This window comes from Falsiroseomonas stagni DSM 19981, from assembly GCF_900114315.1.
GTDB classification, from domain to species: Bacteria; Pseudomonadota; Alphaproteobacteria; order Acetobacterales; family Acetobacteraceae; genus Falsiroseomonas; species Falsiroseomonas stagni.
Genome location: NZ_FOSQ01000005.1, coordinates 214,813 through 239,854, shown reverse-complemented (window position 1 = coordinate 239,854; position 25,042 = coordinate 214,813). Strand labels below are relative to the sequence as shown.

The 25,042-nt window shown below is 71.8% G+C and carries 22 protein-coding genes; 6 read left to right on the top strand and 16 right to left on the bottom strand.

The window, feature by feature from the left end:
- Nucleotides 1–4 precede the first annotated feature (4 nt).
- From BM041_RS15290 to BM041_RS15280, 3 genes are read right to left on the bottom strand one after another with little or no spacing between them, the layout of a single operon-like run.
- Complete coding sequence (locus tag BM041_RS15290; protein WP_092960734.1) at nucleotides 5–772, bottom strand: class II aldolase/adducin family protein; 768 nt, start codon at nucleotides 770–772, stop codon at nucleotides 5–7.
- 1 nt (nucleotide 773) lies between these two features.
- A complete protein-coding gene (locus BM041_RS15285; protein WP_245762103.1) occupies nucleotides 774–1,721 on the bottom strand; it encodes a 2-hydroxyacid dehydrogenase in 948 nt (315 codons plus the stop codon).
- Between the two features lie 37 nt (nucleotides 1,722–1,758).
- Nucleotides 1,759–2,865 (bottom strand): extracellular solute-binding protein, encoded by a 1,107-nt coding sequence (locus BM041_RS15280; RefSeq protein WP_092960733.1) that lies wholly within the window; start codon nucleotides 2,863–2,865, stop codon nucleotides 1,759–1,761.
- A 106-nt stretch (nucleotides 2,866–2,971) separates the two neighbouring features.
- Between BM041_RS15280 and BM041_RS15275 the strand changes: the two genes are divergently transcribed.
- The 4 genes from BM041_RS15275 (at nucleotide 2,972) to BM041_RS15260 (ending at nucleotide 7,845) form a co-directional block, all read left to right on the top strand.
- On the top strand, nucleotides 2,972–4,294 hold the full coding sequence (locus BM041_RS15275) for an NAD(P)/FAD-dependent oxidoreductase (RefSeq protein ID WP_092960732.1): 1,323 nt from the start codon (nucleotides 2,972–2,974) through the stop codon (nucleotides 4,292–4,294).
- A gap of 2 nt (nucleotides 4,295–4,296) precedes the next feature.
- Nucleotides 4,297–5,910, top strand: coding sequence for an amidohydrolase (locus tag BM041_RS15270; protein ID WP_092960731.1), 1,614 nt, complete (start codon nucleotides 4,297–4,299; stop codon nucleotides 5,908–5,910).
- Nucleotides 5,910–6,776: a DMT family transporter gene (locus BM041_RS15265; RefSeq protein WP_092960730.1), complete on the top strand. Its 867-nt coding sequence runs from the start codon at nucleotides 5,910–5,912 to the stop codon at nucleotides 6,774–6,776. Before BM041_RS15270 ends, BM041_RS15265 begins: the two co-directional genes overlap by 1 nt.
- A 100-nt stretch (nucleotides 6,777–6,876) precedes the next feature.
- Nucleotides 6,877–7,845 (top strand): tripartite tricarboxylate transporter substrate binding protein, encoded by a 969-nt coding sequence (locus BM041_RS15260; protein ID WP_092960729.1) that lies wholly within the window; start codon nucleotides 6,877–6,879, stop codon nucleotides 7,843–7,845.
- Here BM041_RS15260 and BM041_RS15255 read toward each other — a convergent pair.
- From BM041_RS15255 to BM041_RS15245, 3 genes are read right to left on the bottom strand one after another with little or no spacing between them, the layout of a single operon-like run.
- Complete coding sequence (locus tag BM041_RS15255) at nucleotides 7,826–8,278, bottom strand: acyl-CoA thioesterase (RefSeq protein ID WP_092960728.1); 453 nt, start codon at nucleotides 8,276–8,278, stop codon at nucleotides 7,826–7,828. The genes BM041_RS15260 and BM041_RS15255 overlap by 20 nt on opposite strands.
- On the bottom strand, nucleotides 8,275–8,640 hold the full coding sequence (locus BM041_RS15250; RefSeq protein ID WP_092960727.1) for a hypothetical protein: 366 nt from the start codon (nucleotides 8,638–8,640) through the stop codon (nucleotides 8,275–8,277). Before BM041_RS15250 ends, BM041_RS15255 begins: the two co-directional genes overlap by 4 nt.
- Nucleotides 8,637–9,344, bottom strand: coding sequence for an RraA family protein (locus tag BM041_RS15245; RefSeq protein WP_092960726.1), 708 nt, complete (start codon nucleotides 9,342–9,344; stop codon nucleotides 8,637–8,639). The genes BM041_RS15250 and BM041_RS15245 overlap by 4 nt, the downstream gene beginning before the upstream one ends.
- A 203-nt stretch (nucleotides 9,345–9,547) precedes the next feature.
- On the opposite strand from BM041_RS15245, the gene BM041_RS15240 reads away from it, so the two are divergent.
- Both BM041_RS15240 and BM041_RS15235 read left to right on the top strand, forming a co-directional pair.
- The gene (locus BM041_RS15240; protein ID WP_175533955.1) at nucleotides 9,548–11,203 is read left to right on the top strand and encodes a methyl-accepting chemotaxis protein; all 1,656 of its coding nucleotides are present in this window, start codon (nucleotides 9,548–9,550) and stop codon (nucleotides 11,201–11,203) included.
- Nucleotides 11,200–12,378 carry a PP2C family protein-serine/threonine phosphatase gene (locus BM041_RS15235; RefSeq protein ID WP_092960724.1) on the top strand — a complete coding sequence of 393 codons (1,179 nt, stop codon included), beginning with the start codon at nucleotides 11,200–11,202 and terminating at the stop codon, nucleotides 12,376–12,378. The genes BM041_RS15240 and BM041_RS15235 overlap by 4 nt, the downstream gene beginning before the upstream one ends.
- Before the next feature lie 32 nt (nucleotides 12,379–12,410).
- On the opposite strand, the gene BM041_RS15230 is transcribed toward BM041_RS15235, so the two are convergent.
- The 10 genes from BM041_RS15230 to BM041_RS15185 all read right to left on the bottom strand — a co-directional run bounded on the left by BM041_RS15230 (nucleotide 12,411) and on the right by BM041_RS15185 (nucleotide 25,039).
- On the bottom strand, nucleotides 12,411–12,977 hold the full coding sequence (locus BM041_RS15230) for a fasciclin domain-containing protein (RefSeq protein WP_175533954.1): 567 nt from the start codon (nucleotides 12,975–12,977) through the stop codon (nucleotides 12,411–12,413).
- Between the two features lie 138 nt (nucleotides 12,978–13,115).
- Nucleotides 13,116–15,740, bottom strand: coding sequence for an ATP-binding protein (locus tag BM041_RS15225; protein WP_092960722.1), 2,625 nt, complete (start codon nucleotides 15,738–15,740; stop codon nucleotides 13,116–13,118).
- 21 nt (nucleotides 15,741–15,761) lie between these two features.
- Complete coding sequence (locus BM041_RS15220) at nucleotides 15,762–17,075, bottom strand: response regulator (protein WP_092960721.1); 1,314 nt, start codon at nucleotides 17,073–17,075, stop codon at nucleotides 15,762–15,764.
- The gene (locus BM041_RS15215; RefSeq protein WP_092960720.1) at nucleotides 17,072–18,112 is read right to left on the bottom strand and encodes a chemotaxis protein CheB; all 1,041 of its coding nucleotides are present in this window, start codon (nucleotides 18,110–18,112) and stop codon (nucleotides 17,072–17,074) included. The genes BM041_RS15220 and BM041_RS15215 overlap by 4 nt, the downstream gene beginning before the upstream one ends.
- The gene (locus BM041_RS15210; protein WP_092960719.1) at nucleotides 18,109–19,257 is read right to left on the bottom strand and encodes a chemotaxis protein CheW; all 1,149 of its coding nucleotides are present in this window, start codon (nucleotides 19,255–19,257) and stop codon (nucleotides 18,109–18,111) included. The genes BM041_RS15215 and BM041_RS15210 overlap by 4 nt, the downstream gene beginning before the upstream one ends.
- Nucleotides 19,250–20,050, bottom strand: a complete 801-nt coding sequence (locus BM041_RS15205) for a CheR family methyltransferase (protein WP_092960718.1) — start codon at nucleotides 20,048–20,050, stop codon at nucleotides 19,250–19,252. The genes BM041_RS15210 and BM041_RS15205 overlap by 8 nt, the downstream gene beginning before the upstream one ends.
- A gap of 6 nt (nucleotides 20,051–20,056) precedes the next feature.
- On the bottom strand, nucleotides 20,057–20,479 hold the full coding sequence (locus BM041_RS15200) for an ATP-binding protein (protein ID WP_175533953.1): 423 nt from the start codon (nucleotides 20,477–20,479) through the stop codon (nucleotides 20,057–20,059).
- A 188-nt stretch (nucleotides 20,480–20,667) separates the two neighbouring features.
- Complete coding sequence (locus BM041_RS15195) at nucleotides 20,668–22,998, bottom strand: xanthine dehydrogenase family protein molybdopterin-binding subunit (protein WP_245762102.1); 2,331 nt, start codon at nucleotides 22,996–22,998, stop codon at nucleotides 20,668–20,670.
- 26 nt (nucleotides 22,999–23,024) lie between these two features.
- Nucleotides 23,025–24,434 (bottom strand): FAD-dependent oxidoreductase, encoded by a 1,410-nt coding sequence (locus tag BM041_RS15190; protein WP_092960716.1) that lies wholly within the window; start codon nucleotides 24,432–24,434, stop codon nucleotides 23,025–23,027.
- Nucleotides 24,431–25,039, bottom strand: coding sequence for a cysteine hydrolase (locus BM041_RS15185; protein ID WP_092960715.1), 609 nt, complete (start codon nucleotides 25,037–25,039; stop codon nucleotides 24,431–24,433). The genes BM041_RS15190 and BM041_RS15185 overlap by 4 nt, the downstream gene beginning before the upstream one ends.
- Nucleotides 25,040–25,042 lie beyond the last annotated feature (3 nt).

The following is a 25,042-nucleotide window of genomic DNA, read 5'->3' as shown; positions in this document are numbered from 1 at the left end:
CGGTTCAGTCCCTGTAGCCCGGCTGTTCGCGGTCCAGCTTCCGCCGCAATGCCTGCCAGGGCAACCAGCCCTTGGTGGGGCCGCTGTCGAAAAGGCGCTGGGTGCGTGCCACCGCATCCGCCGGCGCCACGGCAAGCGGCACGCCGCTGGATTGCGCGGCGAGTTGGATGCGGCAGGACTGCTCCAGATAGTACATCCAGTAGAAGGCCTCCGCGACCGTGCGGCCGACCGTCAGCAGCCCGTGATGGCGCAGGATCATGGCCGGCTTTTCGCCGAGGTCCCGCACCAGGCGCTCACGCTCCGACATGTTTTCCTCGGTCGCCACGCCTTCATAGTCATGCAGCGCCACGCGGCCGATGAACTCCATCATCATCTGGTTCAGCGGCAGCAGCGTGTCCCGCTGCGCGGCAACCGCCATGCCGGCCAGGGTATGCGTGTGCATCACGCAATTCGCATCGGCCCGGCCGAGATGCACGGCGGAGTGGATGACGAAGCCCGCCGGATTCACGGGCCAGGTCGTGGGTTGCCGCGGTTCCCCTTCCGCATCAACCAGCACCAGGCTCGATGCCGTCACTTCCTCGAACAGCAGGCCATAGGGGTTGACCAGGAAGCGATGCCCCTCCCCCGGTACGCGCACCGAAAGATGCGTGAAGACCAGGTCGGTCATGCCGAACAGCGCCACCAGCCGGTAGGCCGCCGCCAGATCCTCCCGCAGCTCGCGCTCGGTCGGCTGGTGGGTCGGATCGGGGCGGATCGGCGGGGGTGGCAGCATCTCAGTAGCCGCGCGCATGGTCGAAGAGGTTGCGGAGCGGTTCGCCGCGCTCGAACGCCTCGATGGCGCGGGCGACGTGCTCCGCGCGTTCGCGCCGCGTCGGCAGGCTGGCGATGTGCGGCGTCACGAGGATCTTCGGATGGGTCCAGGCAGGGCTCTCCGCTGGCAGGGGCTCCGTCTCGAACACATCGAGCACGGCGCCGGAGAGCTGGCCGCTGTCGAGCGCCGCGATCACGTCATCGATCCTCTGGTGCGCGCCGCGGCCGACATTCACCAGCCCCGCCCCCTTCGGCAGCTTGGCGAAGAGCGGTGCCGCGAGGATGCCGTTGGTCTCCGGCGTCGAGGGCAGCAGGCAGACCAGCACCTGGCTGCGTGCGAGGAAGGCGTCGCGCGCCCCGGCGCCGACGAAGCCTTCGACGCCCGGGATGTCCTTCGGCGTGCGCGACCAGCCGATCACCGGGAAGCCGAGGCCGCGCAGCATCGTCGCGGCCTGCGCGCCCATATGGCCGAGGCCCATCACGCCGACGGTCGTCTCCGTCGCCAGGCCCATGCCATCGAAATAGGTGAAGTCCCGTGCCTGCTGCTGCAGCGCGATCCGCCGCGCACCCCGCAGCAGCGACAGCACTGACCAGCAGACGAATTCCCCCATGCGCTGGGCCGCGCCCTCGGTCGCCATCCGCATCAGGGGGATGTGCTTCGGCAGGTCGGGATCGCGGGTGATGAAATCCACCCCGGCCCCGGCGCCGAAGATCACGCGGAGGTTCGGCAGGCGCGCGATCCGCCCCGGCTCCGGGTCCCACAGCAACACATAGGCGACATCCTCCGGCGCCACGGTGGCGTCGTCCCACCACCGCACCTCGACCTGCGGCGCGCAGGCGGCGAAATGGGATTGCCATTCCGCCACCGCCGCTTCGCCGCCGGACTTCACCAGGAGGATGGGTTTCGCCACGCGGCGCCTCGCTTGCTGCAACGCAGCGAGAGTGCCTTCAGCCCGTCACCATGTCGATATAGTCGGCATTGGCCTGGGCATAGACGCTGCCCCACCAGGTGCCGTTCTGCGCCACCTGGACGGCGGCATTGGCGGGGTCGGTCGGGTTGAAGCGCTTGAATTCCTCCGGCACCAGGGCGGCCGCGCGCGGGTTGGTCGGACCATTGCCGAGGAACTTCAGCAGTTCCACCTGCTGTTCCGGGTTGGACAGCATGGAGGCCAGCAGCCGCTGCACCATCTCGCCGCCCGGATTGCCGCGGGGGCTGACGAAGATGCCGGGCTGGAGGATGCCCTGGTTCCAGATGTGCTTGAAGCGGCCATTGCTCTCCTGCTCCAGCACCTTGGCGCGGGTGTGCCAGATCTGGCCCATCACCGCCTCTCCGGTCCGGATGAACTGTTCCGATTCGGAACCGCTGTTCCAGAAGACGCAGTTGCGGCGGATTTCCCGGACCTTCGCGATGCAGGCGCGGATGTCGAGGGGGTAGAGGTTCCGCGGGTCCTTCCCCAGCGCCATCTGCGCCGCATCCAGCGCGCCGGCGGCATCACGGCGCAGCAGGCGGGTGCCGGGGAAGCGGCGGAGGTCCCAGAAATCCGCCCAGCTCGTCGGCCCGCCATTCGGGAATTTGGTGCTGTCGTAGACCAGCACATTGCTGAAGGAATAGGGCGCCGCGCCATGGTCCAGCGCGAAGGTCGGGCCGATGACGTTGTTGCGGTCCACGACATTGTAGTCGATGCGGTTCAGCAGGTTCAGCCCGCCGAGCAGCGTGGCGGAGGTGGCGGAGCTGTCGCAGATATCCCAGGTGACGCGCCCGCTTTCCACCATGGACCGGATGCGCCCGGCAGACGGCCCCGTGCTGTCCTGCACCACACGCCAGCCGGGATTGGCGGCGGCGAAGGGATCGCCATAGAAGCGGCCGAAGCCGTCATTGGCGATGCCGCCCCAGTTCACCATGACCAGGTTCCGCGCCGCCTGCGCGGCGGCGTCCCCGACCGTCGCGGTGGCGCCCAACGCGGCCAGGCCAGCAAGCAGCGCGCGGCGGCTGACCTCCCCCCGGTTGAACTTCCGCCAGGCAAGCTCGATGCAATCCTGCTGGAATGTCTGCATTGGTTCGTCCCTTCGGTAAGAAGCCCCCGGGGGTCCCCTTGATCCGGACGGCGTCCGGCGGGAACCTCGCTGCCTGCAAGTCAACAGCGGGACGCGCGCGCGGGCAATGACCGATCTTCACTCCATCGCCGCCCCGGGCTTCAAGGCTCGCCCCTGGTGGTGGGAAGCGGCCGAGCCGCCCGACCGCGACAACACCCTGCCCGACCAGACGCCCATCGCCATCATCGGCGGCGGCTATGCCGGCCTGTCCGCCGCGCTGACGCTGCGGCGCCTGGGGCATGAGGTCACGGTGATCGATGCGGAGCGCATCGGCTGGGGCGCGTCATCGCGCAATGGCGGCATGGTCTCCGGCGGGCTGAAGGTCGCCTCCACAGGGCTTGCCGCGAAATACGGGGAGGAGAAGGGCCGTGCCATCGCCGGTGCCGCCGCGGCATCCTTCCCCTTCATCGAGGAGACGATCGCGCGGGAGGGGATCGACTGCGACTATGTCCGCTGCGGCCGCTACACCGGCGCCTGGTCCCGCGCGCACTACAAGGCCATGGAAGCGCGCGCCGACTGGATCGCGGAGGTGACGGGGCTGCCGACGGAGATGGTGCCGAAAGCCCGGCAGCGTGAATTCGTCGGCAGCGATCACTATGAGGGCGGCATGGCCGCCGCCGCCACCGGCAGCCTGCATCCCGGCAAATATGCGCGCGGCCTGGCGCAGGCGGCGGAGAAGGCGGGCGCGCGGCTGGTGGATGGCGTGCGCGTCACCGGCGTGACGCGGAACGGGGATGGCTTCCGCGTGGCGACGGACAAGGGCGTGCTGCGCGCCAATGCCGTCCTCGTCACGACCAACGGGTATACGAAGGATGCCCGCGGTACCGCCCTGCCCTGGCTCGCGAAGCGCCTCATCCCTCTCAATTCCTACATCATCGCGACGGAGGAACTGCCGCCGGAGACGATGGACCGCCTGTTCCCGGGCCGCCGCATGATCAGCGACAGCAAGCGCGTGCTGAACTACTTCCGGCCGTCGCCGGACGGGAAGCGTGTGCTCTGGGGCGGTCGCGCGAGTTTCCGCGCGGCGACGGCGGAACAGGCGGCGCCGGCGCTGTATGACACGATGCTGCAGACCTTCCCGGATTTGGCCGGCGTGAAGATCACCCATGCCTGGACCGGCTATGTCGCCTTCACCTTCGACCTGCTGCCGCATATCGGCGTGCAGGACGGGATGCACTACGCCGCGGGCTGCCAGGGAAGCGGCGTCGCGATGGCAACCTGGCTCGGCCACAATGTCGCGCTGAAGCTGGCGGGGGCGGCGAATGCGCCCTTCGCGCTGGATGGCCTGCCGTTTCCGACCCAGCCGACCTATACGGGCACGCCCTGGTTCCTGCCCTTCGTCGGCAACTACTACAAGGTGCGGGACCATATCGACCGGCTGGTGGGCTGACCATGCATCCCGATTTCGTCCTGCTGAACGCCCGCATCGCGACCATGGACGCGGCCGGCACCGAATGCGGCGCGCTCGCCGCCCTCCATGGCCGCATCGTCGCACTGGGCGACAGCGTCGCGATCCGCGACCTCATCGGCCCCGGCACGAAGGTTTTGGATGCCGAGGGGCAGCGCGTGCTGCCCGGCATCGTGGACAGCCACGCGCATCCCGATGCCTATGCCATCCGGCTGCGCGCCTGGACCCTCGTCTCCCCGGACCGCGTGCGGACGCGGGACGAATTGCTGGAGACGATCCGCCGGCGCTGCGAGGCCGTGGCGCCTGGCCGCTGGGCCGCCTTCTACCGGCTGAACGAACGCGCCTGCGGCGGCTATCCGACGCTCGCGGAACTGGATGCCGCCAGCCTCGGGCGCCCCATCTTCATCCTGCGGACGGATGGCCATCTCGGCCTCGCCAATTCCGCCGCCTTCGCGGCCTGCGGCGTCACGGCGGAGACGCCCGAGCCCGCCTTCGGCCGCTTCGACAAACATGACGGACGCCTCACGGGCCTGGTTCGGGAAACCGCGGCGCATGTCTTCCTCAACGCCGTCCATGGCCAGGACAGCGAGGGCGACATCGCCGAGGGCATGGAGATGGTGCAGGACCAGTGCCTGGCCGCGGGAATCACCTCCGTGGCCAACTCGCTGTGTCCCTCCAAGGCCATCAGCGCCTACCAGCTCATGCATCGCGATGGGCGCTGGCGGATGCGGATGGGGATCATCGCCAGCGGGAGGGACGAGCCGCTCATCCCCCACCTCATCGGCGCCGGCATCCGCTCCGGCTTCGGCGATGAATGGCTGCGCCTGGTGGGCGTCGAGTGGTGCCCGGATTGCTCGACCTCCGGCCGCACCGCCGCCTATTGGGCCCCCTATCTCGGCACGCCGGTGCCCGGGGAGCCCGTGCCCAATACCGGCATGCTGCTCTACGAACGGGAAGACCTGACCGCCCGCGCCACTGCCGCCCACAAGGCCGGCCTTCAGGTGATGATCGAGGGGGTCGGCGATCGCGGCATCGATTTCGCGCTGGACGTCATGGAAGCAGCCCTGGCCTCGTATCCCATCGACGACCATCGCATGCGCGTCGAGCATTGCTGCTACGTCACGCCGAACATCCTGGCGCGCCTCGCTCGGGGGAAGTTCGTGGACAGTTCCGCCACCGGCTTCATGGATGAACTTGGCGAAGCCTATGCGGCGAACCGGGGGCAGGAGGCGATGCGCTGGATGTGGCCGCATCGCAGCCTGATCGACGCCGGCGTCCCCGCCCCCGGCCATTCCGATTTCGCGGTCTGCCGCGTCTCCCCCTGGACCGCCATCGCCGCCATGGTCAACCGCCGCACCACCGGCGGCACGGACCTCGATGCGCGGGAGGCAATCACGACGCGGGAGGCCTTGCGCGCCTACACCTGGCTCGGCGCCTGGGCCCAGCGCGAGGAACACGAAAAAGGCTCGCTGGAGCTCGGAAAACTCGCCGACCTCATCGTGCTGGACCGCGACGTGCTGGATGGCGATCCCGCCACCATCGCTGGGACGCAGGTGCGCGCCACCATCGTGGGCGGGATCATCCGGCACCAGGCGTGATGCCCGCCCGCCACGCGGTGCTGCTGGTGGCGCTCTGCGCCGCCTGGGGCTTCGCGCAGGTCACGATGAAATGGGGCAGCGAGGGCATCTCCCCCCTCGTCCAGGCCGGGTTGCGATCGCTGCTCGCCATCCCCTTCATCCTGGCCTGGTGCTGGTGGCGGGGCGTCACGGTCTTCAGGCGGGACGGCACGCTGCCGGCGGGGCTGCTCGCGGGCGTGCTGTTCTCCGCCGAATTCTGGGCGATCTTCCGCGCCCTGGAACTGACCAGCGCCGCGCGCGTGGTGGTGCTGCTCTACACCGCGCCCTTCTTCGCCGTGATCGCCACGCATTTCCTGGTGCGCGGAGACAAACTGACACGCCGAAAGCTGGCCGGAATCGTCATCGCTTTCGCCTCCGTCCCCGTGCTGTTCGCAGACCGCCTGGGCGCGGCGCCCGATGCGGCGCTGATGGGCGATGTCATCGCCCTGGCATCGGGCATCTTCTGGGGCGGCACCATCACCACCATCAAGGCCACGGGGCTGACGCGCATCGCCTCCGAGCGCACGCTGCTCTACCAGCTCGCCGTCTCCGCCCTGCTGATCCCGCTGGGCTACGCGATCGGGGAGGCCGGGGTCTTCGCGCCCACGCCGCGCGTGCTGGGTTCCCTGGCCTTCCAGGTGCTGGGCGTCGCCGTGGTCAGCTACATCGCGTGGTTCTGGCTGGTGCAGCGCCATGCGGCGTCCGCCTTCGCGCCCTTCCTCTTCCTCACCCCCGCCTTCGGCGTCGGCTTCAGCGCGCTGCTGCTGGGCGAAGCCGTGACCCCGGCGCTTCTGGCATCGCTGCTGTTGGTCGCCGCGGGAATCTGGGTGGTGAATCGCAGCGAGTGATGCCGAAATTCGTATCATTTGACACTTTCGGAACGGTCGGCTGGGATGTCCGGACAAGTTCGCGGCCCATGCCGCGCCTGCCCCCGGAGGATTCCCACCGATGACGACCCCGGTCTCGCGCCGCGCGCTGCTCGGCGCTGCGGCCCTGCTGCCGCTGGCCACGCCTGCCCTAGCCTTCCCCGACCAGCCCATCCGCATTGTCGTGCCCTGGAATGCCGGCGGCGCGACGGATGTGGTGACGCGGGCTCTTGCCGCGGCCATGGCACCGGTCGTGGGCCAGCCCGTCGTGGTGGATAATCGCCCCGGCGCCAATGGCGCGGTCGGCGCGCAATTCGTCGCCCAGGCCCGGCCGGACGGCCACACGCTCTTCGTGGCCAGCGCGGAAACCCATGCCGTCAATCCGCTGGTCTATCAGCGCCTGGCCTATGACCCGATGGCGGATTTCCTGCCCATCACGCTCTTCGCCGATGGCCCCTTCGCGCTGGTCGTGCGCTCCGGGCTCGGCACGGATACGCTGGATGCCTTCCTGGCGCTGGCCCGCAGCCGGCCGGGTGCGCTGACCTATGCGTCCTGGGGCATCGGCTCCACCTCGCACCTCGCCGCCGCGCGGGTCATCCAGGCGGCGGGCGTGGACATGCTGCACGTGCCCTATACCGGCGCGGCGCCGGCCTATACCGCGCTGGTGGCGGCGCAGGTCGATGCGATGTTCATGAATGCGGGCCCGGCCGAATCGCTGTCGAGGGATGGCCGCGTGAAGGTGCTCGGCATCGGCTCCTCCACCCGCGTGCCGCTGCTGCCGGCGGTGCCGACGCTGCGGGAGCAGGGCATGCAGCTGGATGCGGCGAACTGGTTCGGCCTGGTCGGCCCCGCCCGCATGCCGGCCGCCGCCGCGACCCGCATCGCGGAAGCAAGTGCGGAGGCGCTGCGCAGCCCCGCGGCGCAGGAGGTCTTCCGCACCCAGGGCATCCTGCCCGTGACGGGCACGCCCGACCAGGCGCGCGCCTTCATCACGGCGGACCGCGAACGCTGGGCCGCCGTGATCCGGCCGCTCAACCTGCGGCTGGACTGACGCGTTGCAGGCGGAGGCGCTCCGGCGCCTCCGTCCCCTGCTTCTCGGCGAAGCGGGCAAGCGTCGCTTCCGGCCAGGTTCCGGCGCGGCGCGTGGCGAGGTTGACGCAGAGGAACAGCACCTCGTTCTCCGCGGAGAGCCAGCCTTCGGTCGCGTGGTACAGGCGGTGCTTCACCAGCAGCCGGCGATGGTCATAGGCGGCCAGCACGCTTTCCGCCGCCAGCGGCATCCCCAGCGTCACCTCCCGCCGGTAGCCCTGCCAGGATTCCACCGCGAAGGTGCCGAAGCCCGCTTCCCGCAGCGGCGCGCCGAGCCCCCATTCGGGCCAGACCAGGTCGGTCGCGAGGTCGAAGGCCACGAGGTAGTAGGCCAGGTTCATGTGGCCGTAGTGGTCCACCCATTCCGGGCGGACGTCGCAGATCGTCTGTCTCATCCACACTCCGGATAGGCCAGCCAGCCCAGTTCGCGCCCATCCGGGTCCGTGACCCGCCAGGCATCCACGCAGCGTCGTTCCAGCATGAAGGCGCGCAGCCCCTCACCGGGGCGGGCCATGCCGGCGGGGGCGCGGGATTCGACCGCGCCGGCCGCGACGCAATCCTGCCGCGCGCCGCCCGGCAGCAGAAGCCGCGCCGTCACGCGCGCGCCGTCCAGCGCCCAGGCATCCACCACCATGGCCCCCGCCTGCCCTTCCAGGCAGGCGCGCAGCGCGGGCGCGAGGGACAGGACCGAAGCCTCCCACCCCGGCGCCTGCGCCGCCGCCGGCAGCGCCACCACCAGCGCTGCCAGGCGCCTCAATGGATCTCGTCCGCCTTCGACAGCGCCTCGGCCAGCTTCGCCGCGCTGAAATCGGGCGATTTGCAGAGGTCGAGGATCACCTTCTCCTTCCGCGCGCCGAGTTCGATCGCCGCCGGGATGAGGCGCACCACGTCATGCGGGATCACCACGGCGCCGTGGCGGTCGGCGTGGATCACATCCTCATGCGCCACATGCATCCCGTGCACCGTCACCTCCTGCCCATAGGCCACCATGTGGACATAGGCGTGGGACGGGTTCACCACGCCCGCCACCAGCTGGAAGCCGGGTGCCAGCATATCCAGGTCGCGAATGGATCCGTTGGTCACGCAGCCCTGCGCGCCGAGCGCCTTGTGGACGGCGGTATGGACTTCCCCCCAGAAGGCGCCGACGCCGGGCGTGTCGTCCAGGTCCTGCAACACCACCACGGTCGGCAGGCTGGCGCGCTCCACATATTCGTACCAGCCGATGCGGATGGCGCGGTCCTGGTCCTTCGGGCGGCCGGAGGGCTGGGCGGCGCGGATCGTGCCTGTACGCGCCAGGCCGCAGATCGGCGGCAGCTTCGGGTCGGCGCAGACCATCGGGCGCACCGTGAAGCCATGGCCGCGGCGCTGCGGCGCCACGAATTCCAGCGCGTTGCAGATCGTCGGCGTGTCCCATTGGCGGAGCGCCTCAAGGTCCTCCGCGGTGAAGGGATGCTCGGCCATGGCGTTTCCTTTCCTCCTGCCCGTTCAGGGCAGAGCAGGATCGGCCGGCCATGACGAACCGTCAAAGGGGTGGCCGCGCTTGTTGCCGAACCCCGCGGCCTGTAGCCTTACCGTCGGTTGAGAGAACCCGGCCCGGACCGTCCCATGGCTCACATGCGCACCTGCCCCGCCACGTTGCCCCGGAACGCGGGGGGAGCGGCGGCATGACGAAGCCGGACGTCACGCTGCGCGGCAGCGGCGGCCGCGCAGCGGCGGCCGAAGGGGCGCCGGGCGCCCTGGTGCAGCCTGGCGGCGGCGGCCTGCGCGGCTGGCTCGGCCGTATCGGCGTGCGCGCGGGCCTGATCACGCTGCTGATGGTGATGGTCGTCGGGCTGCTCTCCGGCTCAGCCCTGGTCGTCGTCGCGCGGCAGCTCGCGATCATCGAGCAGTTCGGCGGCCGGGACCGGGAAGCCGATACATCGGTGGATGAGCTGGCGCTGCATGTCGCCGACTTCTCCTCCGCCTTCGCCAGCGTCATCGCCGGCGTGCTGCAGCCCGCCCCCACGGCCAATCGCATGGTCCGCAACGGCGAGCTGGTCAGCAATTCCTTCGAGGCCGTGAACCGTCTTCTGGCCGCCGATATCGACCCCATCGTCATGGGCGGCGGTGTCGACATGGCGCGCCGCCTGCCGGAATTCACCGAACAGGTGCGTGCCGCCTTCGCCGCCCGCCAGCGTGCGCAATTCGCGCCGCTGCATGAGGAATGGCTGGACTTCGCCAGCGCCTTCAACCGCGTCGCCACGGCCGCGCGGGCGGAGGTGAAGCGGCGGTCCGACGCCTCCCTCGCCGCGGCGCATGAGCTGGAACGCCAAGCGCGCACCATCGTCATGGGTGCCGGCGCGGTCGGGCTGGTGGGCTGCGCGCTGGTCTGGATGGTGCTGGTGCAGGGGCTGGCCCGGCCGCTCGGGAGGCTCGCCGGCGCGATGGTCAGCCTGTCCCGCGGCGCGGTGGAGACGACCGTGCCGGGCACGAACCGCACCGACCAGGTCGGCGACATGGCGCGCGCCGTGCTGGTGTTCCGTGACAACCTCGTCGCCGCGCGCAACCTGACGGAGACGGCGCTGGAGAATGCGCGCCGCACCGCCATCGCCACCACCCAGGCATCGGATGCCATCGGCCAGGTCAGCGACGGCGCCATGACCCAGCTGGCGGAGCTTCGCCAGGTGGAGGAAGCGCTCGGCCAGACGCAGGATGCAGTGCGCGAAGTCGGTCGCACCACGCAGGAAAGCAGCGACCGTGCGGATGAATCGAAGGCCCTGCTGGCCGAGAACCTGGTCAAGCTGCGCAGCCTGATCGAATTGGTCGACGCTGTCGCGGAGGATACCGAACGCGTCACGCGCATCGCCGGCACCATCGCAAAGATCGCGACCCAGACCAATATCCTGGCCATCAACGCGGCGATCGAGGCCGCCCGCGCCGGCGAACACGGCCGCGGCCTGGCCGTGGTGGCGGAGGAAGTGCGGGCCCTTGCCGCGAGCAGCGAGACGCTGGCGCAGGAGATCGCCGATGTCGTGCTCGTCGCCGGCCGCCGCACGCGCGAAGGCAGCGGCACCGCGGCGGCAGTGGGCGAGGCGATGGATGAGCTGGAGACGATCGTGACGGAAAGCGCGCGCCTCGCCGGCGCCATCGCGGTGGCGATGGAGGAGCAGCAGGCGACCGTCACCTCCATCACCGACCGCGTCAGCACGCTGTCGCGCATCGGCCAGTCCAACGCGACCGCGGCTGAGGAAATCACGGTGACGATGATCGACCTCTCCAAGCTCGCCTCCGAAACCCGCGCGGTGGTGGAAGCGATGGCATCCGATCGGAACGGGGCATGAGCGGGCAGCAGGCAGCGGACGGGGATGTCGAGATCCTCGTCGTCGACGACAGCAGCTTCAACCGGCTGGTGCTGAAGCGCCGGCTGGGGGAGCTTGGCTACACCAAGGTCACGATGGCGGAGGATGGCGTGCAGGGCCTGGCCGCCCTGGAACGCCAGCGCTTCGACGTGGTGCTGCTCGATCTCGAGATGCCGAACCTCGACGGCATCGGCGTGCTGGAACAGTTGCACGCGGCCCGCGGCGCCGCGCCGCCCGTCATCGTCATCTCCGCCCTGACGGAGATGGACAAGATAGTCCGTTGCATCGAACTCGGCGCGGAAGACTACCTGCCGAAAAGCTTCGACCCGCCGCTGCTGCGCGCGCGCCTCGGCGCGGTGCTGGAAAAGAAGCGGCTGCGGGAGGTCGCCGATGCCCGCCTGCACGCGCTGGAGGCGGAACTGGAATCAGCGCGCGCCGCGCAATTGTCGCTGGTGCCGCGGGATTTCGCGGCGGCCGCCACCGGGGCGCTCTCCGTCCATGCCGCCATGGTCCCGGCACGGCAGGTCGGCGGCGACCTGTATGACTGCCTGCGGCTGGATGCGAAGCACATGCTCTTCGCCGTGGCCGACGTCTCCGGCAAGGGCGCGCCGGCGGGGCTCACCATGGCGCGCACCCTCGGCCTGATGCGCGCGGCGGCGAAGCGCCTGTCATCCGATGTCGGCGCGCCGGACCCCGGCGACATCCTGACGATGACGAATGACGACCTTTCGGCCGACAATGAAAGCCAGACCTTCGTCACCGTCGTGGTCGGCGTCATCGATGGCACCACCGGCACGGGCCGCGTCGCCGTCGCGGGGCACGACCTGCCCGTGGTGCTGGGGGGCGGCGCGCCCCGCCTGCTCGGCCCGCTGCGCCGCCAGCCCGCGCTCGGCGTGATGGAGGGCATTCCCTACGCCTCCGACAGCTTCTCGCTGGCGCCGGGCGAATCGCTGTTCTGCTATTCCGATGGCGTGTCGGAGGCCGAGGACAACCAGGGCGGCTTCTTCGGCCAGGCGCGGCTGATGGCGGCGCTGGCGGAGTCGGGGACGGACCCGCGCCAGGTTGTCGAAGCGGTGCTCCGCGCCGTCAGTGCCTTCGCCGATGGCGCACCGCAGGCGGATGACATCACGGCGCTGGCGCTTAAGCACGCAGGGTAGGACGGGGCGGGAAGCACCCCGCCCCGAAACGCTCAGCCCGCGACGAAGCCGTTCGTCACGTGGAAGACGCCGTCGCTGGCCAGCACGTTGCCGCGCGTCACTTCCGGCACCGGGCGGCCGGCCGCCAGCGTCACGCCTTCCCGCGCCAGGCGCGCGGTGCGTTCACCCGTCGCGGTCACGGTCAGACGAGCGCGGTCCCAGGTGACGATGGTGTTGCGGCGCGCCGCGATGTCCGGGAAGCGCAGCAGCCCCCAGGCCGCATTGCCGAAGACCAGCGCCTGGATCTGCGCGCGCTGCGCCTCCGTCGGCTGGGCCGGCGGGTTGTCCAGCAGCGCCAGCGTCGCCGCCGGCAGGCTGTTCAGCGACTCGTTCGTCGGCACGAACAGCGTTACCGCGCCGTTCTGCCGGCCGAGGCGCGACGTCGCGCCGCTGACCACCAGCGCATTCACGAAGCGCGTGTGCTCCGGCTTGCTGCGCAGCAGGGACAGGATGTCGATCGTCCCGTCCTCCGGCACGATCCGGGGCGGGGTGGGGGTCTGGCAGGCGGCGAGCAGCAGCGTCAGGCCGCCGGCGCCGAGCGCGTGGCGTCGGGAAATCACGGGCAGGTCCTTCCTGTCAGAATCCGGCGCGAAGCCCTTGGCGCCGGTAGGGATTGGGTGGGTGCCTCTACCCGCCCGGCGCCGCAGCGTCCAGCAGGGGGAGGCAACCGGTGCGCAGCCGGTTCGCGGCGCCCAGGATCACCCCACGGCGCCTTCCGGCGCGAAGCCATCGGGTTCCAGCACCACCACGGGCTCCCCATTGCCCAGCACGCCGACGCCCCCAATGCCCGGCAGCGCCGCCAGGGCCGGATGCAGCGGCCGCAGCAGCAGGTCCGTCCGCCGCTGCACCGCCCCGACCGATAGCCCGAAGGATCGCCCGCCCGACTTCACGATCACGATGGCGCCTGCGCCACGCGCTTCGCCGGTCGGCAGCCCCAGCACCGCCGCCAGCGACAGAACCTCGCATCCCGGCGCCGCCGCACCATCCAGCACCGCCTCCACCCGCGCCGCCGGCAGCGCATAGGGATGGCCCGCCACTTCCACCAGCAGCACGGGCTGCACCGCCGCCGTCAGCGGCAGGCGGAGCGTGAAGCTGGTGCCCTGCCCCGGCGCGCTCGCGATCTCCACGGTCCCGCCGGCGCGGCGGATGGCGTCCTGCACCACATCGAGGCCGACGCCGCGGCCCGATGTCTCGGTGATCGTCTCGGCGGTGGAGAAGCCGGGGCGGAAGAGCAGCGCATGCACCTCATCCTCGCTCATCCGCGCGGCCTGATCCGCCGTCACCAGGCCGCGGCCGATGGCGCGGGCCAGGACCCGGGCACGATCGATGCCACGGCCATCCTCGCTGACGCGAACCCGGACCTGGCCGGTGCGGCGGGCGGCGGAAACGCGCAGCGTCGCGCGGCGCGGCTTGCCCGCCTCCTCCCGCTCCTCCGGCGTCTCGATCCCATGGTCCACCGCATTGCGGGTGAGGTGCAGCAGCGGGTCGGCCAGCAATTCGACCAGGCTGCGGTCGATGGTGACGTCCTCGCCCTCCATCACCAGCTCGACCTCCTTCGCGGAGGCCTGGGCCACGGCGCGCACCACGCGGGGCAGGCGGCCGAACAGCGTGCCCACCGGCACGACGCGCAACTCCATCACGGAATCATCCAGCCGTCGCATGCCGACGGCCAGGCGGTTCTCCGCCCGCTCCAGCGTTTCCTGCACCTGGCGCAGCCGGCCGACGGCCTGGCCCAACTCCCGCGCCGCGCCGCCGGCCAGGCGGCGTTCCAGCGCCCCGAGATTGGCCAGCGCCTCCGTCATCCCCCCATCCGTCAGGGCTTCCGCCATAGCGAGGGAGGCGGCGCGAACCTCCGCTTCCAGCGCGATGATCTGGTCGATCGTCTCCTGCCGCACGCGCAGCGTCACCGGCGCAGCGCGCATGGGCGCGGCCGGCTCCGCCACGCCGGCGCCATCTGCGATGGGCGAGAGTTCGAGCACCACGGCGCGGGCGGGATCGGCCGCCGTCACGGCGCGGGACAGCGCATCGGCCTCCGCCGGGCCGGCCAGCAGCATGTCCAGATGGGGCGGCTGCGCGTCCAGCACCGTGCGGCTGGTCAGCACCTCCGCCTCCGCCGCCAGGGCCGCCGCCACGGCGGCCTCGGCCTCCGCGGGCACGCCGGTCGCCATCCGCAGGCGGTAGAGGATCCGCCCGCCTTCCAGCGCCGCCAGCGCGCGGCGGCGGCCTTCCGCGCCCAGCAGTGGCGCGAAGGCGGCAGGGATGCGCGAATCCGCCTGTTCGGGGCCCGGCCCCACTTCCTGCGCCTGGCGCAGCGCGGCCAGCCCACCTTCCGCGGCGCTGCGCAGCCGGTCGGCGATGACCGGCCCCTGCGCCGCCAGGGTCGCCGCCGCGTCCGGGTCGCTGGCGCGATCCGCCAGGTCCGCCAGCGACAGCAGCAGGTGTTCCAGCCCTTCCAACCCGAAGGCTGTTGCCACCTCCGCCGCTTCCAGCGCCGCCGTCATCGCGGCCGCCGTATCGCCACCCGCCGTCACCGCTTCCGCCTGCAGGGCCAGCGCCGCCAGGCGCGGGCCGAGCGCCGCCGATTCGGTGCCTGGCGCACCCGCCAGGCGGTCGGCCCCCGCAGGCTCCCCGGCCTCGGCCTCCAGCAGCGCCAGCATCCGCCGCAACCCGCCCAGCGCCGCCAGCGCCCCGGCGCCGCCGGCCTGGGCCGCCAGCCGGTCAAACCCCGCGCCGAGCCGCCCGAGCCCCAGCATCCGGGAGGCATCGCCGAGATCGGCGGCCTCCCGCAGCGCCTCCGGCCGCCGTTCCACGGCCAGCGCCGCCAGCAGGGGCGCGGCCTCCACGGTCCGGGAAGCGAGCGCGCCCAGCAGCGCCGCCGCCGGGCCGGGCGAAGGCGCGGCTGGCGGGGTGGGCGCGGGGCTGGGCTGCCGGGGCGGGGCCGGCACATTGCCATCGGCCAGCGCGCCGAGCCTGGCCAGCAATTCCGCCGGCGCGGGCACGTCCTTGTGCTGGTCGATCACGACCGCGCGCTGGCGCCGCAACACATCGACCGCGGCCAGCAGCGCGTCGGCGATGGCGCCTTCCACCACCAGCCTGCCGTTGCGCGCCAGGCCGAGGATGTCCTCCGCCCGATGCGCCACATTTTTCATCCCCGGCGCGCCGAGCGCATCGGACATGCCCTTCAGGGAGTGGAAGGCCCGGAACAGCCGGTCCACCGCCGGCCGGTCCGCCGCCGCGCCGCCAGCCAGGATACGCTCGATGGCATCCAGGTGCTCTTCCGACTCGCCCGCGAATTCCTGCCAGAGGCCCTCGTCGTCAATCATCGGTCTCTCCGCCAGCGGGGCTCACCGCGCTGCCTCCACCGGCAGCCCGGCCGCACGCCGGGCGGTGCGCAGCAGCGCCTCCCCCTGCCGCTGCTTGAGGTCCGGGCTGAGGGCGCCGGAGGGCTTGCCGACGATGCCGGCAACGCCGAGCCGCCTGGCCTCCACCGCCGTCGCCGATCCGGGCCGGGCGGCGGAGGAGACGATGACGACCTGGCCGATCCCCTCCAGCGCCCAGCGCCGCATCACGCCGATGCCGTCGAGTTCCGGCATCTCGATATCCAGCATGGTCAGGTCGGGCTGGCAGTCGCGCATGGCGGCCAGCGCCCGCACGCCATCGGCGGCTTCGCCGACCACCTCGAAATCCGGGTCCGTCGCCAGCGTTTCCCGCACCAGGCGGCGCATCATGGCGCTGTCATCCACCACCAGGACGCGGCGCTTCGCCGCGGTGGGGGCCGGGGCGAAGGGCAGGTCCTGGCCGGCAATGGCGATGGCGGCGGCGTGGGACGCCAGCGCGGTCGCGTCGAAGGGCGCTTCCGCCAACAGGGCACGCAGCGAATCGAGGCCGAGCGCCTCCGCCATCGCACGCAGCGAATCGGCGGCCCGGGCGGCCGCCGCCTCATCCGTCGCCGCGGCCAGCCGCAGGCAGCCCGCCTGGAATTCGGGCGTGAAGGCCGCCAGCATCTCCGGGTCCAGCGCCGCCGGGCCTGGGGCCGCAGGGGGGGCCGACGCGGCCGGTGGCGGCAGGTCCTCGCCATGCGCCACGATCAGCGCGGCATGGCTGGCCAGCACAGCAGCCAGGTCACGAAGCCCGGCCGCATCGAAGGGATCGAGCAGCGGCAGCGCGCGGTCCAGCAGCAGCTTGAGCGAGGCAAGCCCCGCCGCGCCGGCCAGGGCCCGCAACCCGTCCAGCGCCCGCCCCGCCGCGCCCTCGTCGCCCGCCGCCGCCAGCTTCGCGCAGGCCGCGTCGAATTCCGGGGCCAGCGCGTCCAGGATCTCCCGGTCCAGGCTCGGCGCCGGCGGTGGCGGCGCCGCGGCAGCGGGGGGCGGGGCTGCCGGCCCAGGGGCGACATCCGCCCCGGCCTCCCCCACCGCGCGGGCCTGGCGTGCCAGGGCCTCCGCCGCCCGATGCAGGGCGGGCAGGTCCAGCGGGTCGAGCTCCAGCGCCGCATCCTCCACCATCCGCGCCAGCGATGGCGCGCCGAGTGCCGCCGCCATGGCGCGCAGCTGGTCCAGCGCGCGCTGCGCCGGCGCGGCGTCCCGCACCATCGCCAGCCGCACGGCCTCGGCCTCGAATTCTGGGACGAAGGCGTCTAGCATCTCCCGGTCAAGGATCATGCCACACGCTCCCGCGTGAGGGCCTGGACCCGGCGGCCGAGCCCGGCGGGGTCCGCCGTCTCCACCGCCAGCCCGCTTTCGATGACCGCGCCGGGCATGCCGGCGACGACGCAGCTTGCGGGTGACTGGGCCAGCACGGGCATGCCCCTCTCCGTCATGGCGCGGGCGCCCTGCTCCCCATCCCGGCCCATGCCGGTCAGCACCACGCCCAGCGCGCGGCGCGCCACCAGCGCGGCGGATTGGAACAGCAGGTCCACCGAAGGATGCACCGCCATCGGTCCAGAGGCGAGTCGAAGCGTCAGCCCGCCCTCCCCCCCCACCGCGCGGCGTGCCAGATGGCCATCGGTGCCACCCGGGATCACCGTGATCTCCCCCGGGATCAGCACCTGTCCCGCACGGCCAACGCCGACCGGCACGCCCGACAGCCGGGCCAGGTGATGCGCCAGGTCCGGCGCCAGGTCCGCCGGCATGTGCTGGGCCACCACGCAGGGCACCGGCAGGCGCCCCGCCGCGGCCAGGAAGGCGGCCAGCGCATCCGGCCCGCCGGTCGAGGCCCCCACCACCACCACGTCGCAGCCGCCCGCGGCCTTGACCACCCGGACCGGCCCCGCCGCCCGCGCCATCGGCCGCACCGCCGCGCGCTGCCCCGCCCAGTGCCGCAGCCTGGGCCGCAATTCACGGTCCAGCATGCCGAGGTCCACGCCGCCGAGGTCGCCATCCTTGCAGACATAGTCCACCGCACCGCGATCCAGCGCCGCCAGCGCCGTGGCCGATCCGTCGCGCGTGTGGTGGCTCACCATCAGCACCGCCGGCGGGTCGGGCAGCGCCATCACCCGCCGCGTTGCCTCCAGCCCATCCAGCTTCGGCATCTCCACATCCATGGCGATGACGTCGGGGCGGAGCTTCGCGGCCTGCTCCACCCCGGCCTCGCCATCCGCGGCCTCACCGACCACCTTGAGGTCGCCCTCAGCCTCGATGATCCGGCGAAGCGCCATGCGCATGAAGCCGCTGTCGTCCACGACGAGGACCCGGATCAAGACGCGGCACCCAGGATGGCGGCGCGGCAGATCGGCAGGGGTGCGCCCTGGAATTCCGCGATGGCGGACACCAGCCCTTCCCCCGCCACGGCGGCGATCAGCCTTTCCGGGATGCGCCGCAATCCCGTGACGACGGATACCGCCAGCGCCACCGGCCGTACCCCCGCCAGGCGCAGCAGCGGCGCCTCCGCGTCCGGCGTCCCCAGTACGGATGCGAGGCCGAGGCGTTCCCCGGCATCGAGCACAGGCAGCACATCCCCCCGATGCGCGGCCACGCCGCGGAAGGCGGAAAGCCGTCCCTCAGGGGTGGGGCTCGGCGTCATGGGCGGGATCACCGCCTGAACCTCCTCCACCGGCAGGGCAAAGGCCTGGCCACCGGCGGTGCAGACCAGCAGGGCGCGGACCGGCTCCGGCACCGGGGGCGCCATGACCTGGCCAAGCGGCGCCGCGGCCAGTTCCGCCAGGGCCCGGTCGAGCCGCGCGACCAGCGTCGCCTCCCCCGGCCGCGCAGGCTCGATCCGATGGCAGGGAAGGCCGAGGCGCCTTCCCGCATGCCGGAACAGCACCAGCAACCCCGGCGGCGAGGCTTCCGCGAGCGCCGATTCGGCCGCCCAGGCCGGATCCAGCACCATGACCGGCGCGCCCGCGGCGACGGCGTAGCCCAGCGCGGCGGCCCCCGCGCCCGGTGCCGGGCGCAGCGCCGGCATCGGCACCACGCGTTCCAGCGCGGCGAAGGGCAGCACAAGGCGCAGCCCCCCGATCTCCGCCGCCATCGCCACCAGCCGCGCCCGGCCCGCGCGGGCGGGCACCGCCCATCCGGCGCCGGTCGCCGCCTCCGCCGCCGGCACGGGCCGGGCGGAAAGGCGCGGCGCCAGCAGCGGCAGGGCATCCGGCGGCGCCGGCGTCACCACCGCCTCTCCCGCCATCACCAGGCGGCCGCCGGGGCCGTCGATCATCACCCAGGCCTCGCCCCCCGGCAGGCCGGGCTGGGGCGACATCACCGGCAGCGCCTGGCCGCCGATCACCACGATGCCCAGCAGCCCGGCCCCGGCGAGCGGTGCCGGCCGCAGGCGCTGGGGCTCCACCGGCTGGGCGCCGGGCGGCAGCAGGAAGGCGAGTCCACCGGCGACCAGGGCTTCAGCCACCCGCTTCCTCCCGCCGCCAGATGCCGACGAGATCCCGCGACCAGGGCCGGAGGCCAAGGCCGGGGGGGGCCGAATCGGTCGGCCCCAGCAGCAGGGCACCGCCCGGCCGCAGCGCCGCGGCCAGGTGGCGGAGGACCGCCAGCCGCCCTTCCTGCGTCATGTAGATCAGCACGTTGCGGCACAGGATCGCATCGGCGGATGCCGCTGCCAGGCCGCCATGAAGCAGGTTTTCCCGCCGGAAACGAACGCCGGGGCGGAGCGCCGCCACCGGTTCGAACCACCCATCCGCGATGTCGAGCAGCGCCCGGTCCTCCGCCCGCACCTCCCGCAGCGCATCGGGCGGGCCGAGGCGGTATCGCGCGGCCTCCGCCGCCTCCAGCGCCGGGCGGGAGACATCGATGCCCAGCACCCGCCAGGGATGCCCGGCGCGGGTGCCGAGAATGGCGAGCGTCCAGGCCTCCTCCCCCGTCGCGCAACCCGCGGAGACGAGGGAAAGCGGCCGCCCCGCCGCGCCCGCCACCAGCGTCGGCAGCAGGAGGCCGCGGAACAGGTCGAGTTGCGCGGAAGCGCGGAACATCCGCGTCTCCTGCACCGTCACCGCGTCCAGCAGGGCGGCCCAGTCCGGATGGTCGATCCCCGGGCGATCCATCGGCAGGCGGGCGACCAGGGGCGCGGCGCGCACCAGGCGGTTCATCAGCACGTCGGAGGCCGCGAAGCCTGCAAGCGCTTCAAGCCGTGCCATCACCGCGCCGAAGGGCAGCGCGGCCAGGGCGTGAGACCCGGTATCGGGCACTGTCGGTCAGCCGGCCGCGTCCAGCACGGCTGTCAGCCGGTTCAGGCCATCCTCCCTGCTGTAGCGAATCGCCTTGGTCATCTGCTGCACGAAATGAACGCCGAGTCCGCCGATCTCCCGGTCCTCCAGCGCCGCATCCGTGTCCGGCGCGGCCCGGACCAGCGGATCGAAGGCGCGGCCGTCGTCCTCCACGGTGGCGATCACCTCATCCGCCTCCGCCCGCACGGTGACAGCGATGTAGGTGGCGCCGCCGGCGCCGCCGGTACCATGCATGGCGACATTGGCGGCCAGTTCCTCCACCACCAGGGCCAGGCGATGCGCGGCCTTGGGGGACAGGCCAGCCTCCTCGGCGAATCCCTCCAGCGCGTCGAGCAGACGCGGGACCTCGTCCGTATCGGGCGGTATGGTCAGGGCAAGCGGTTGCGGCACGTGAGGTGCTCTCTGGAAGCCGATCGCGGGAAGGTTAGCCGTGGCCGCGGCGCTTGTCGCGCCCCGCGCGCATCAGACCGATGCTATCGCAACGCCCCGTGGCGGGCGACCCACCCCACGGACCAGGCGAGCCACCGGCGCGCGCTGCCCGAGGGTGGGCAGGCGCTGCGTCCGGCGTCGCGGATCGATCACCCCGCCAGCGCGCGCCAGACGCGCTCCGGCGTCAGCGGCATGTCGATGTGATCGATGCCCAGCGCCTCGCACGCCGCGGAGACGATGGCCGGCGGCGCGCCGCAGGCCCCACCCTCCCCGGCCCCCTTCACGCCCAGGTCGTTGATCGGCGTCGGCACGATGTTGAAGTCGATCGCCATGTCCGGCAGGTCATCGGCCCGCGGCATGGCGTAGTCCTGGAAGGTCGCGGTCAGGAACTGCCCGCTTTCCGGATCGTAGAGCGCATGTTCCAGCACCGCCTGGCCAAGCCCCTGCGCGATGCCGCCATGCGACTGGCCGTGCACCAGCATCGGGTTGATCACGTTGCCGACGTCATCGACCGCGGCATAGCTCACCACCGCTAGCCGCCCCGTCTCCGGGTCGATCTCGACCTCCGCGACGTGGCAGCCATTCGGGAAGTTGCACTCCGTGCTGCGCTTGTAGAGAACCTGCTCGTCGAGGCCCGGGGTCTCCCCGGCCGGCAGCCTGGCCGGATCGAGCGAGGCCGCCACCACCTGCTGCCAGCTCACCGCCATGTCCGTGCCCGCGACGGCGAAGCGGCCCCCGACCAGCTCGATATCGGCCACGCCCGCTTCCAGCAGATGCGCCGCGATCCGCTTCGCCTTGGCCAGCACCGCTTCCGAGGCGCGCGACGACGCGACGCCGCCCATCTGGGAGGACCGCGATCCCCCCGTGCCGAAGCCCTGCTCCACCTGGTCGGTATCGCCCTGGATCAGTTCCACATCCTCGAACGGGATGCCGAGGCGCGCATGGACGATCTGCGCGAAGGCGGTTTCATGCCCCTGGCCGTGGCTGAAGGTGCCGACATGCAGCCGCGCCTTGCCTTCCGGCGTCATCACCACCCGCGCCCATTCCTGCGGCTGGCCGCCTGAGGCTTCGACGAAATAGCCGATGCCGATGCCGCGCTTCTTTCCCGCAGCCTCCGACGCCGCCTTCCGCGCGGGATAGCCATCCCAGTCCGCGAGCTTGAGGGCCATGGCCTGGGTGCCGCTGAAATCGCCGCTGTCCAGCACGTTGCCGACGCAGTTCCGGTACGGCATCTGGTCGGCGCGGATGTAGTTGCGGCGACGGATCTCATCCTTGCCGATGCCGAACTGCGCGGCGCCGATATCGAGCAGCCTTTCGATCGTATAGGCGATCTCCGGCCGGCCCGCGCCGCGATAGGCATCGGTCGGCACGGTATTGGTGAAGGCGCAGCGCACCTGGAGGTTCACGGCCTGCAGGTCATAGACCGTGCCCGCGATACGCGCCCCCGCCACCGTCGGGATGCGCGGCCCGAAATCGAACAGATAGGCGCCCATGGCCGCGATGGTGCGGGCGCGCATCCCGAGCGCCTTGCCATTCGCGTCGAAGGCCATCTCCGCCGTGGTCACGTGATCGCGGCCATGCGGGTCGCTCACCATCGTCTCACTGCGATCGGACCGCCACTTGACCGGCCGGCCGAGCCGCTTGGCCGCCCACAACACCAGCGCGGATTCCGGAAAATTCTTGCCGCGCAGCCCGAAGCCGCCACCGACATCGCGGGAGATCACGCGCACCTTCTCCAGCGGCACCTTGAAGGCGAACTTCGCCAGCGACTCCCGCACCTTCATCGCGCCCTGGCTCGGGCTGTGCAGTTCGTAGCGTTCCCGCTCCGCATCCCAGCGGCCGATCGCGACGCGGGGTTCCATCGGGTTGCCGACCAGGCGATTCTGCACGAGTTCGACGCGGGCCACCGTATGCGCCGTGGCAAAGGCCGCATCGGCCTCAGCCTCCCGCCCATTCGACCAGTGGACGCAGAGGTTCGTGCCATTCTCCTCCCAGATCACCGGCGCGTCCGCGTCCAGCGCGCGGGCGGTGTCGGTGATGGCGGGCAGGGGTTCGTAGTCGATCTCGACCAGTTCGCAGGCATCCTGCGCCTGGGCGCGGGTCTCCGCGACGACGGCGACGACCAGGTCGCCCACGAAGCGCACGCGTTCCGTCTGCAGGATGGTGCGCGGCGGCGCGTAGAGCGGCGGCGTGCCATCCATGGGCGGCACTTCGACCATCACCGGGAAGAGGCCGATGCCATCGGCTTCCGCATCCTGACCCGTCAGCACCGCCAGCACGCCGGGTGCCGCGCGCGCGGCGTCGAGGTTGATGGAGACGATCCGCGCATGGGCATGGGGAGAGCGCAGCACCGCGAGATGCGCCTGGCCCTCGACATTGATGTCATCCGTGTAGGTGCCGCGACCCGTGAGGAGGCGAACATCCTCCTTCCGCCGCACGGGCTGGCCGATGCCGAACTGGTCGCCCACCATCTGGTCCATCGAACGTCTTCCCTTGTGTTCTTTATTCAGTCGTGGCCGGCCGCGGCCGCCGCACCCTGCCCCGCGATCCGCCCCAGCGTCACCGCGCTGAGCAGCCCGTTGCCGGACAGATAGCCCCCGGCCTCAGGGCCGGAGACACCGCAAGCCGCGCCGCCGGCGGCGAAGAGGTTGGGGACGATCCCGCCCGCGGCAAGCCGCACCCGCGCGCCTTCATCCACCACCAACCCGCCCTGGCTGTGGAACAACGCGCCGGTGACGCGGACGGCGCAGAGCGGCCCGGCCAGCGGCGCCACGCCCTGCCAGTTGCGGCCGAAGCCATCGGTCGCGCCATCGCGCTTCAGCGCAGCGACCTCGGCGAAGGTCGCAAGGAAAACGTCCTCCGGCAGCTTCATCAGGCGCGCGAGGTCAGCGGGCGTCTCGGCGCTGATGACGGCGCCCTGCGCCTGCGCCTGGCGAAAATCCTCGAACTGCGCGGTGATGCCGGCGATGCGGCTGTCGAAGACATCCCAGGCGATGGCGCCGGGCTGCCCCATGACGGCGACGCCCGCCTCCGAATAGCCGGAGGATTCATTCCAGAAGCGCCGCCCCTCGGTGTTCACCTGGAAGCCGCCTTCCATGATGACGGCCCAGGAGACGAGGATGCCCTGGGGATGCGCGACTGATCCGTGGCCCTGGTGGCCCGTCATGTCGCGCAGCTGCGCGCCGATCTGCTCGCCCCAGGACAGCGCCTCGCCCTCATTCCCGGGATGCCCGAAATAGACGGCGTCCGCGAGTTCGGGGATGTATTTGCGAACGAGTACCTTGTTCCCGGCATAGCCGCAGCAGGCCAGCACGATCGCCTTGGCGCCAATGCGTTCCTGGCTGCCATCAGGCCGCGTCGCGACCAGGCCGCGCAGGCGTCCCGACGGGTCCGCGACCAGCGTCGTGACGCGCGCTTCCGTCAGCAGCGGCACGCCGGCGGCCTCCGCCGCGCTGCGAAGCCGGTCCACGAGTTCCGCGCCGCTGCGGCTCGGCAGGCCATGCATGCGGCGATGGGTGTGGCCGGGATAGGAGAAGTCGTGCACCACGGAGAAGTCGAGCCCGTGGCGATCCGCCAGCCATTCGATGGCGCGGCCCGCATTCTCCGCCACCGTCCGCGCGGTGGTGGGCTCCGCCTGCCCATGCGCCTTTTTCTGGATATCCCGGGCAAAAGTCTCGGCATCATCCTCGATGCCATGGGCGCGCTGGAAGCGCGTGCCCGCCGCCGGGATGAGACCCGCGCTGAGGGAGGTGCTGCCCCGCGGCACCGGATCGCGTTCCAGCAGCAGCGGTTCCACCCCTGCATCGAGGCAGGACAGCGCGGCCACCAGCCCCGCCGCGCCGGCGCCGATGATGGCGACGGGAACCTCAATCTCGAAGGCCGGATCGGCCTCGGTGACGACGCGGCCGATGCTCATGGCAGCTTCGCCAGTTCCTCGGCGATGGTGCTGATGCGGGCCACGGGGCGAAGCGCCTCGATCGCCGTCCTGTGCAGTTCCTCGGTGAAGGCGGCGCAGGCGTCTTCCAGCACCGTCACCTCAAACTCCCGCACATGCGCGCCGCGGACGGTGGAAGCGACGCCGCCATTCGTCACGATGCCGCTGACCAGCAGCTTGCGGATGCCCGCCTTGCGCAGCACCCATTCGAGGCGCGTCTGGTAGAAGGCGTCGTAGCCCACCTTCTCCACCGGCAGGTCGGAGGGGGCGAGTTCCTCCACCACCTGGTGCCCCCATCCGCCCATGACGAAATCGCCTTTCTTCAGGAAGGGGCGCATGGCCTTGAGATGCGGGTCGATCCAGGGCTCGCCACCCTTGCCCGTGAACAGGGTGAAATGGGTGGAGGCGATCCACCCGCCCTTCGCCCGCATCGCATCCGCCAGCGGCTTGAGGCGTCCGGGGATGGCCGCGATGGCGGGCGCGGAATAGCCCGCGCGTCCATAGGCGCCATCGGGATGGATGAAGTCGTTCTGCAGATCGCAGAGCAGCAGCGCGGTCTGGCTGATGGGGATCGCCGCCTCGGCCATCGC

Coding starts and splice junctions, on each gene's coding strand:
- BM041_RS15290 (WP_092960734.1), bottom strand. CDS start 772: ATGCTGCCACCCCCGCCGATCCGCCCCGATCCGACCCACCAGCCGACC.
- BM041_RS15280 (WP_092960733.1), bottom strand. CDS start 2,865: ATGCAGACATTCCAGCAGGATTGCATCGAGCTTGCCTGGCGGAAGTTC.
- BM041_RS15275 (WP_092960732.1), top strand. CDS start 2,972: ATGACCGATCTTCACTCCATCGCCGCCCCGGGCTTCAAGGCTCGCCCC.
- BM041_RS15270 (WP_092960731.1), top strand. CDS start 4,297: ATGCATCCCGATTTCGTCCTGCTGAACGCCCGCATCGCGACCATGGAC.
- BM041_RS15265 (WP_092960730.1), top strand. CDS start 5,910: ATGCCCGCCCGCCACGCGGTGCTGCTGGTGGCGCTCTGCGCCGCCTGG.
- BM041_RS15260 (WP_092960729.1), top strand. CDS start 6,877: ATGACGACCCCGGTCTCGCGCCGCGCGCTGCTCGGCGCTGCGGCCCTG.
- BM041_RS15255 (WP_092960728.1), bottom strand. CDS start 8,278: ATGAGACAGACGATCTGCGACGTCCGCCCGGAATGGGTGGACCACTAC.
- BM041_RS15245 (WP_092960726.1), bottom strand. CDS start 9,344: ATGGCCGAGCATCCCTTCACCGCGGAGGACCTTGAGGCGCTCCGCCAA.
- BM041_RS15240 (WP_175533955.1), top strand. CDS start 9,548: ATGACGAAGCCGGACGTCACGCTGCGCGGCAGCGGCGGCCGCGCAGCG.
- BM041_RS15235 (WP_092960724.1), top strand. CDS start 11,200: ATGAGCGGGCAGCAGGCAGCGGACGGGGATGTCGAGATCCTCGTCGTC.
- BM041_RS15225 (WP_092960722.1), bottom strand. CDS start 15,740: ATGATTGACGACGAGGGCCTCTGGCAGGAATTCGCGGGCGAGTCGGAA.
- BM041_RS15220 (WP_092960721.1), bottom strand. CDS start 17,075: ATGATCCTTGACCGGGAGATGCTAGACGCCTTCGTCCCAGAATTCGAG.
- BM041_RS15195 (WP_245762102.1), bottom strand. CDS start 22,998: ATGGACCAGATGGTGGGCGACCAGTTCGGCATCGGCCAGCCCGTGCGG.
- BM041_RS15190 (WP_092960716.1), bottom strand. CDS start 24,434: ATGAGCATCGGCCGCGTCGTCACCGAGGCCGATCCGGCCTTCGAGATT.
- BM041_RS15185 (WP_092960715.1), bottom strand. CDS start 25,039: ATGGCCGAGGCGGCGATCCCCATCAGCCAGACCGCGCTGCTGCTCTGC.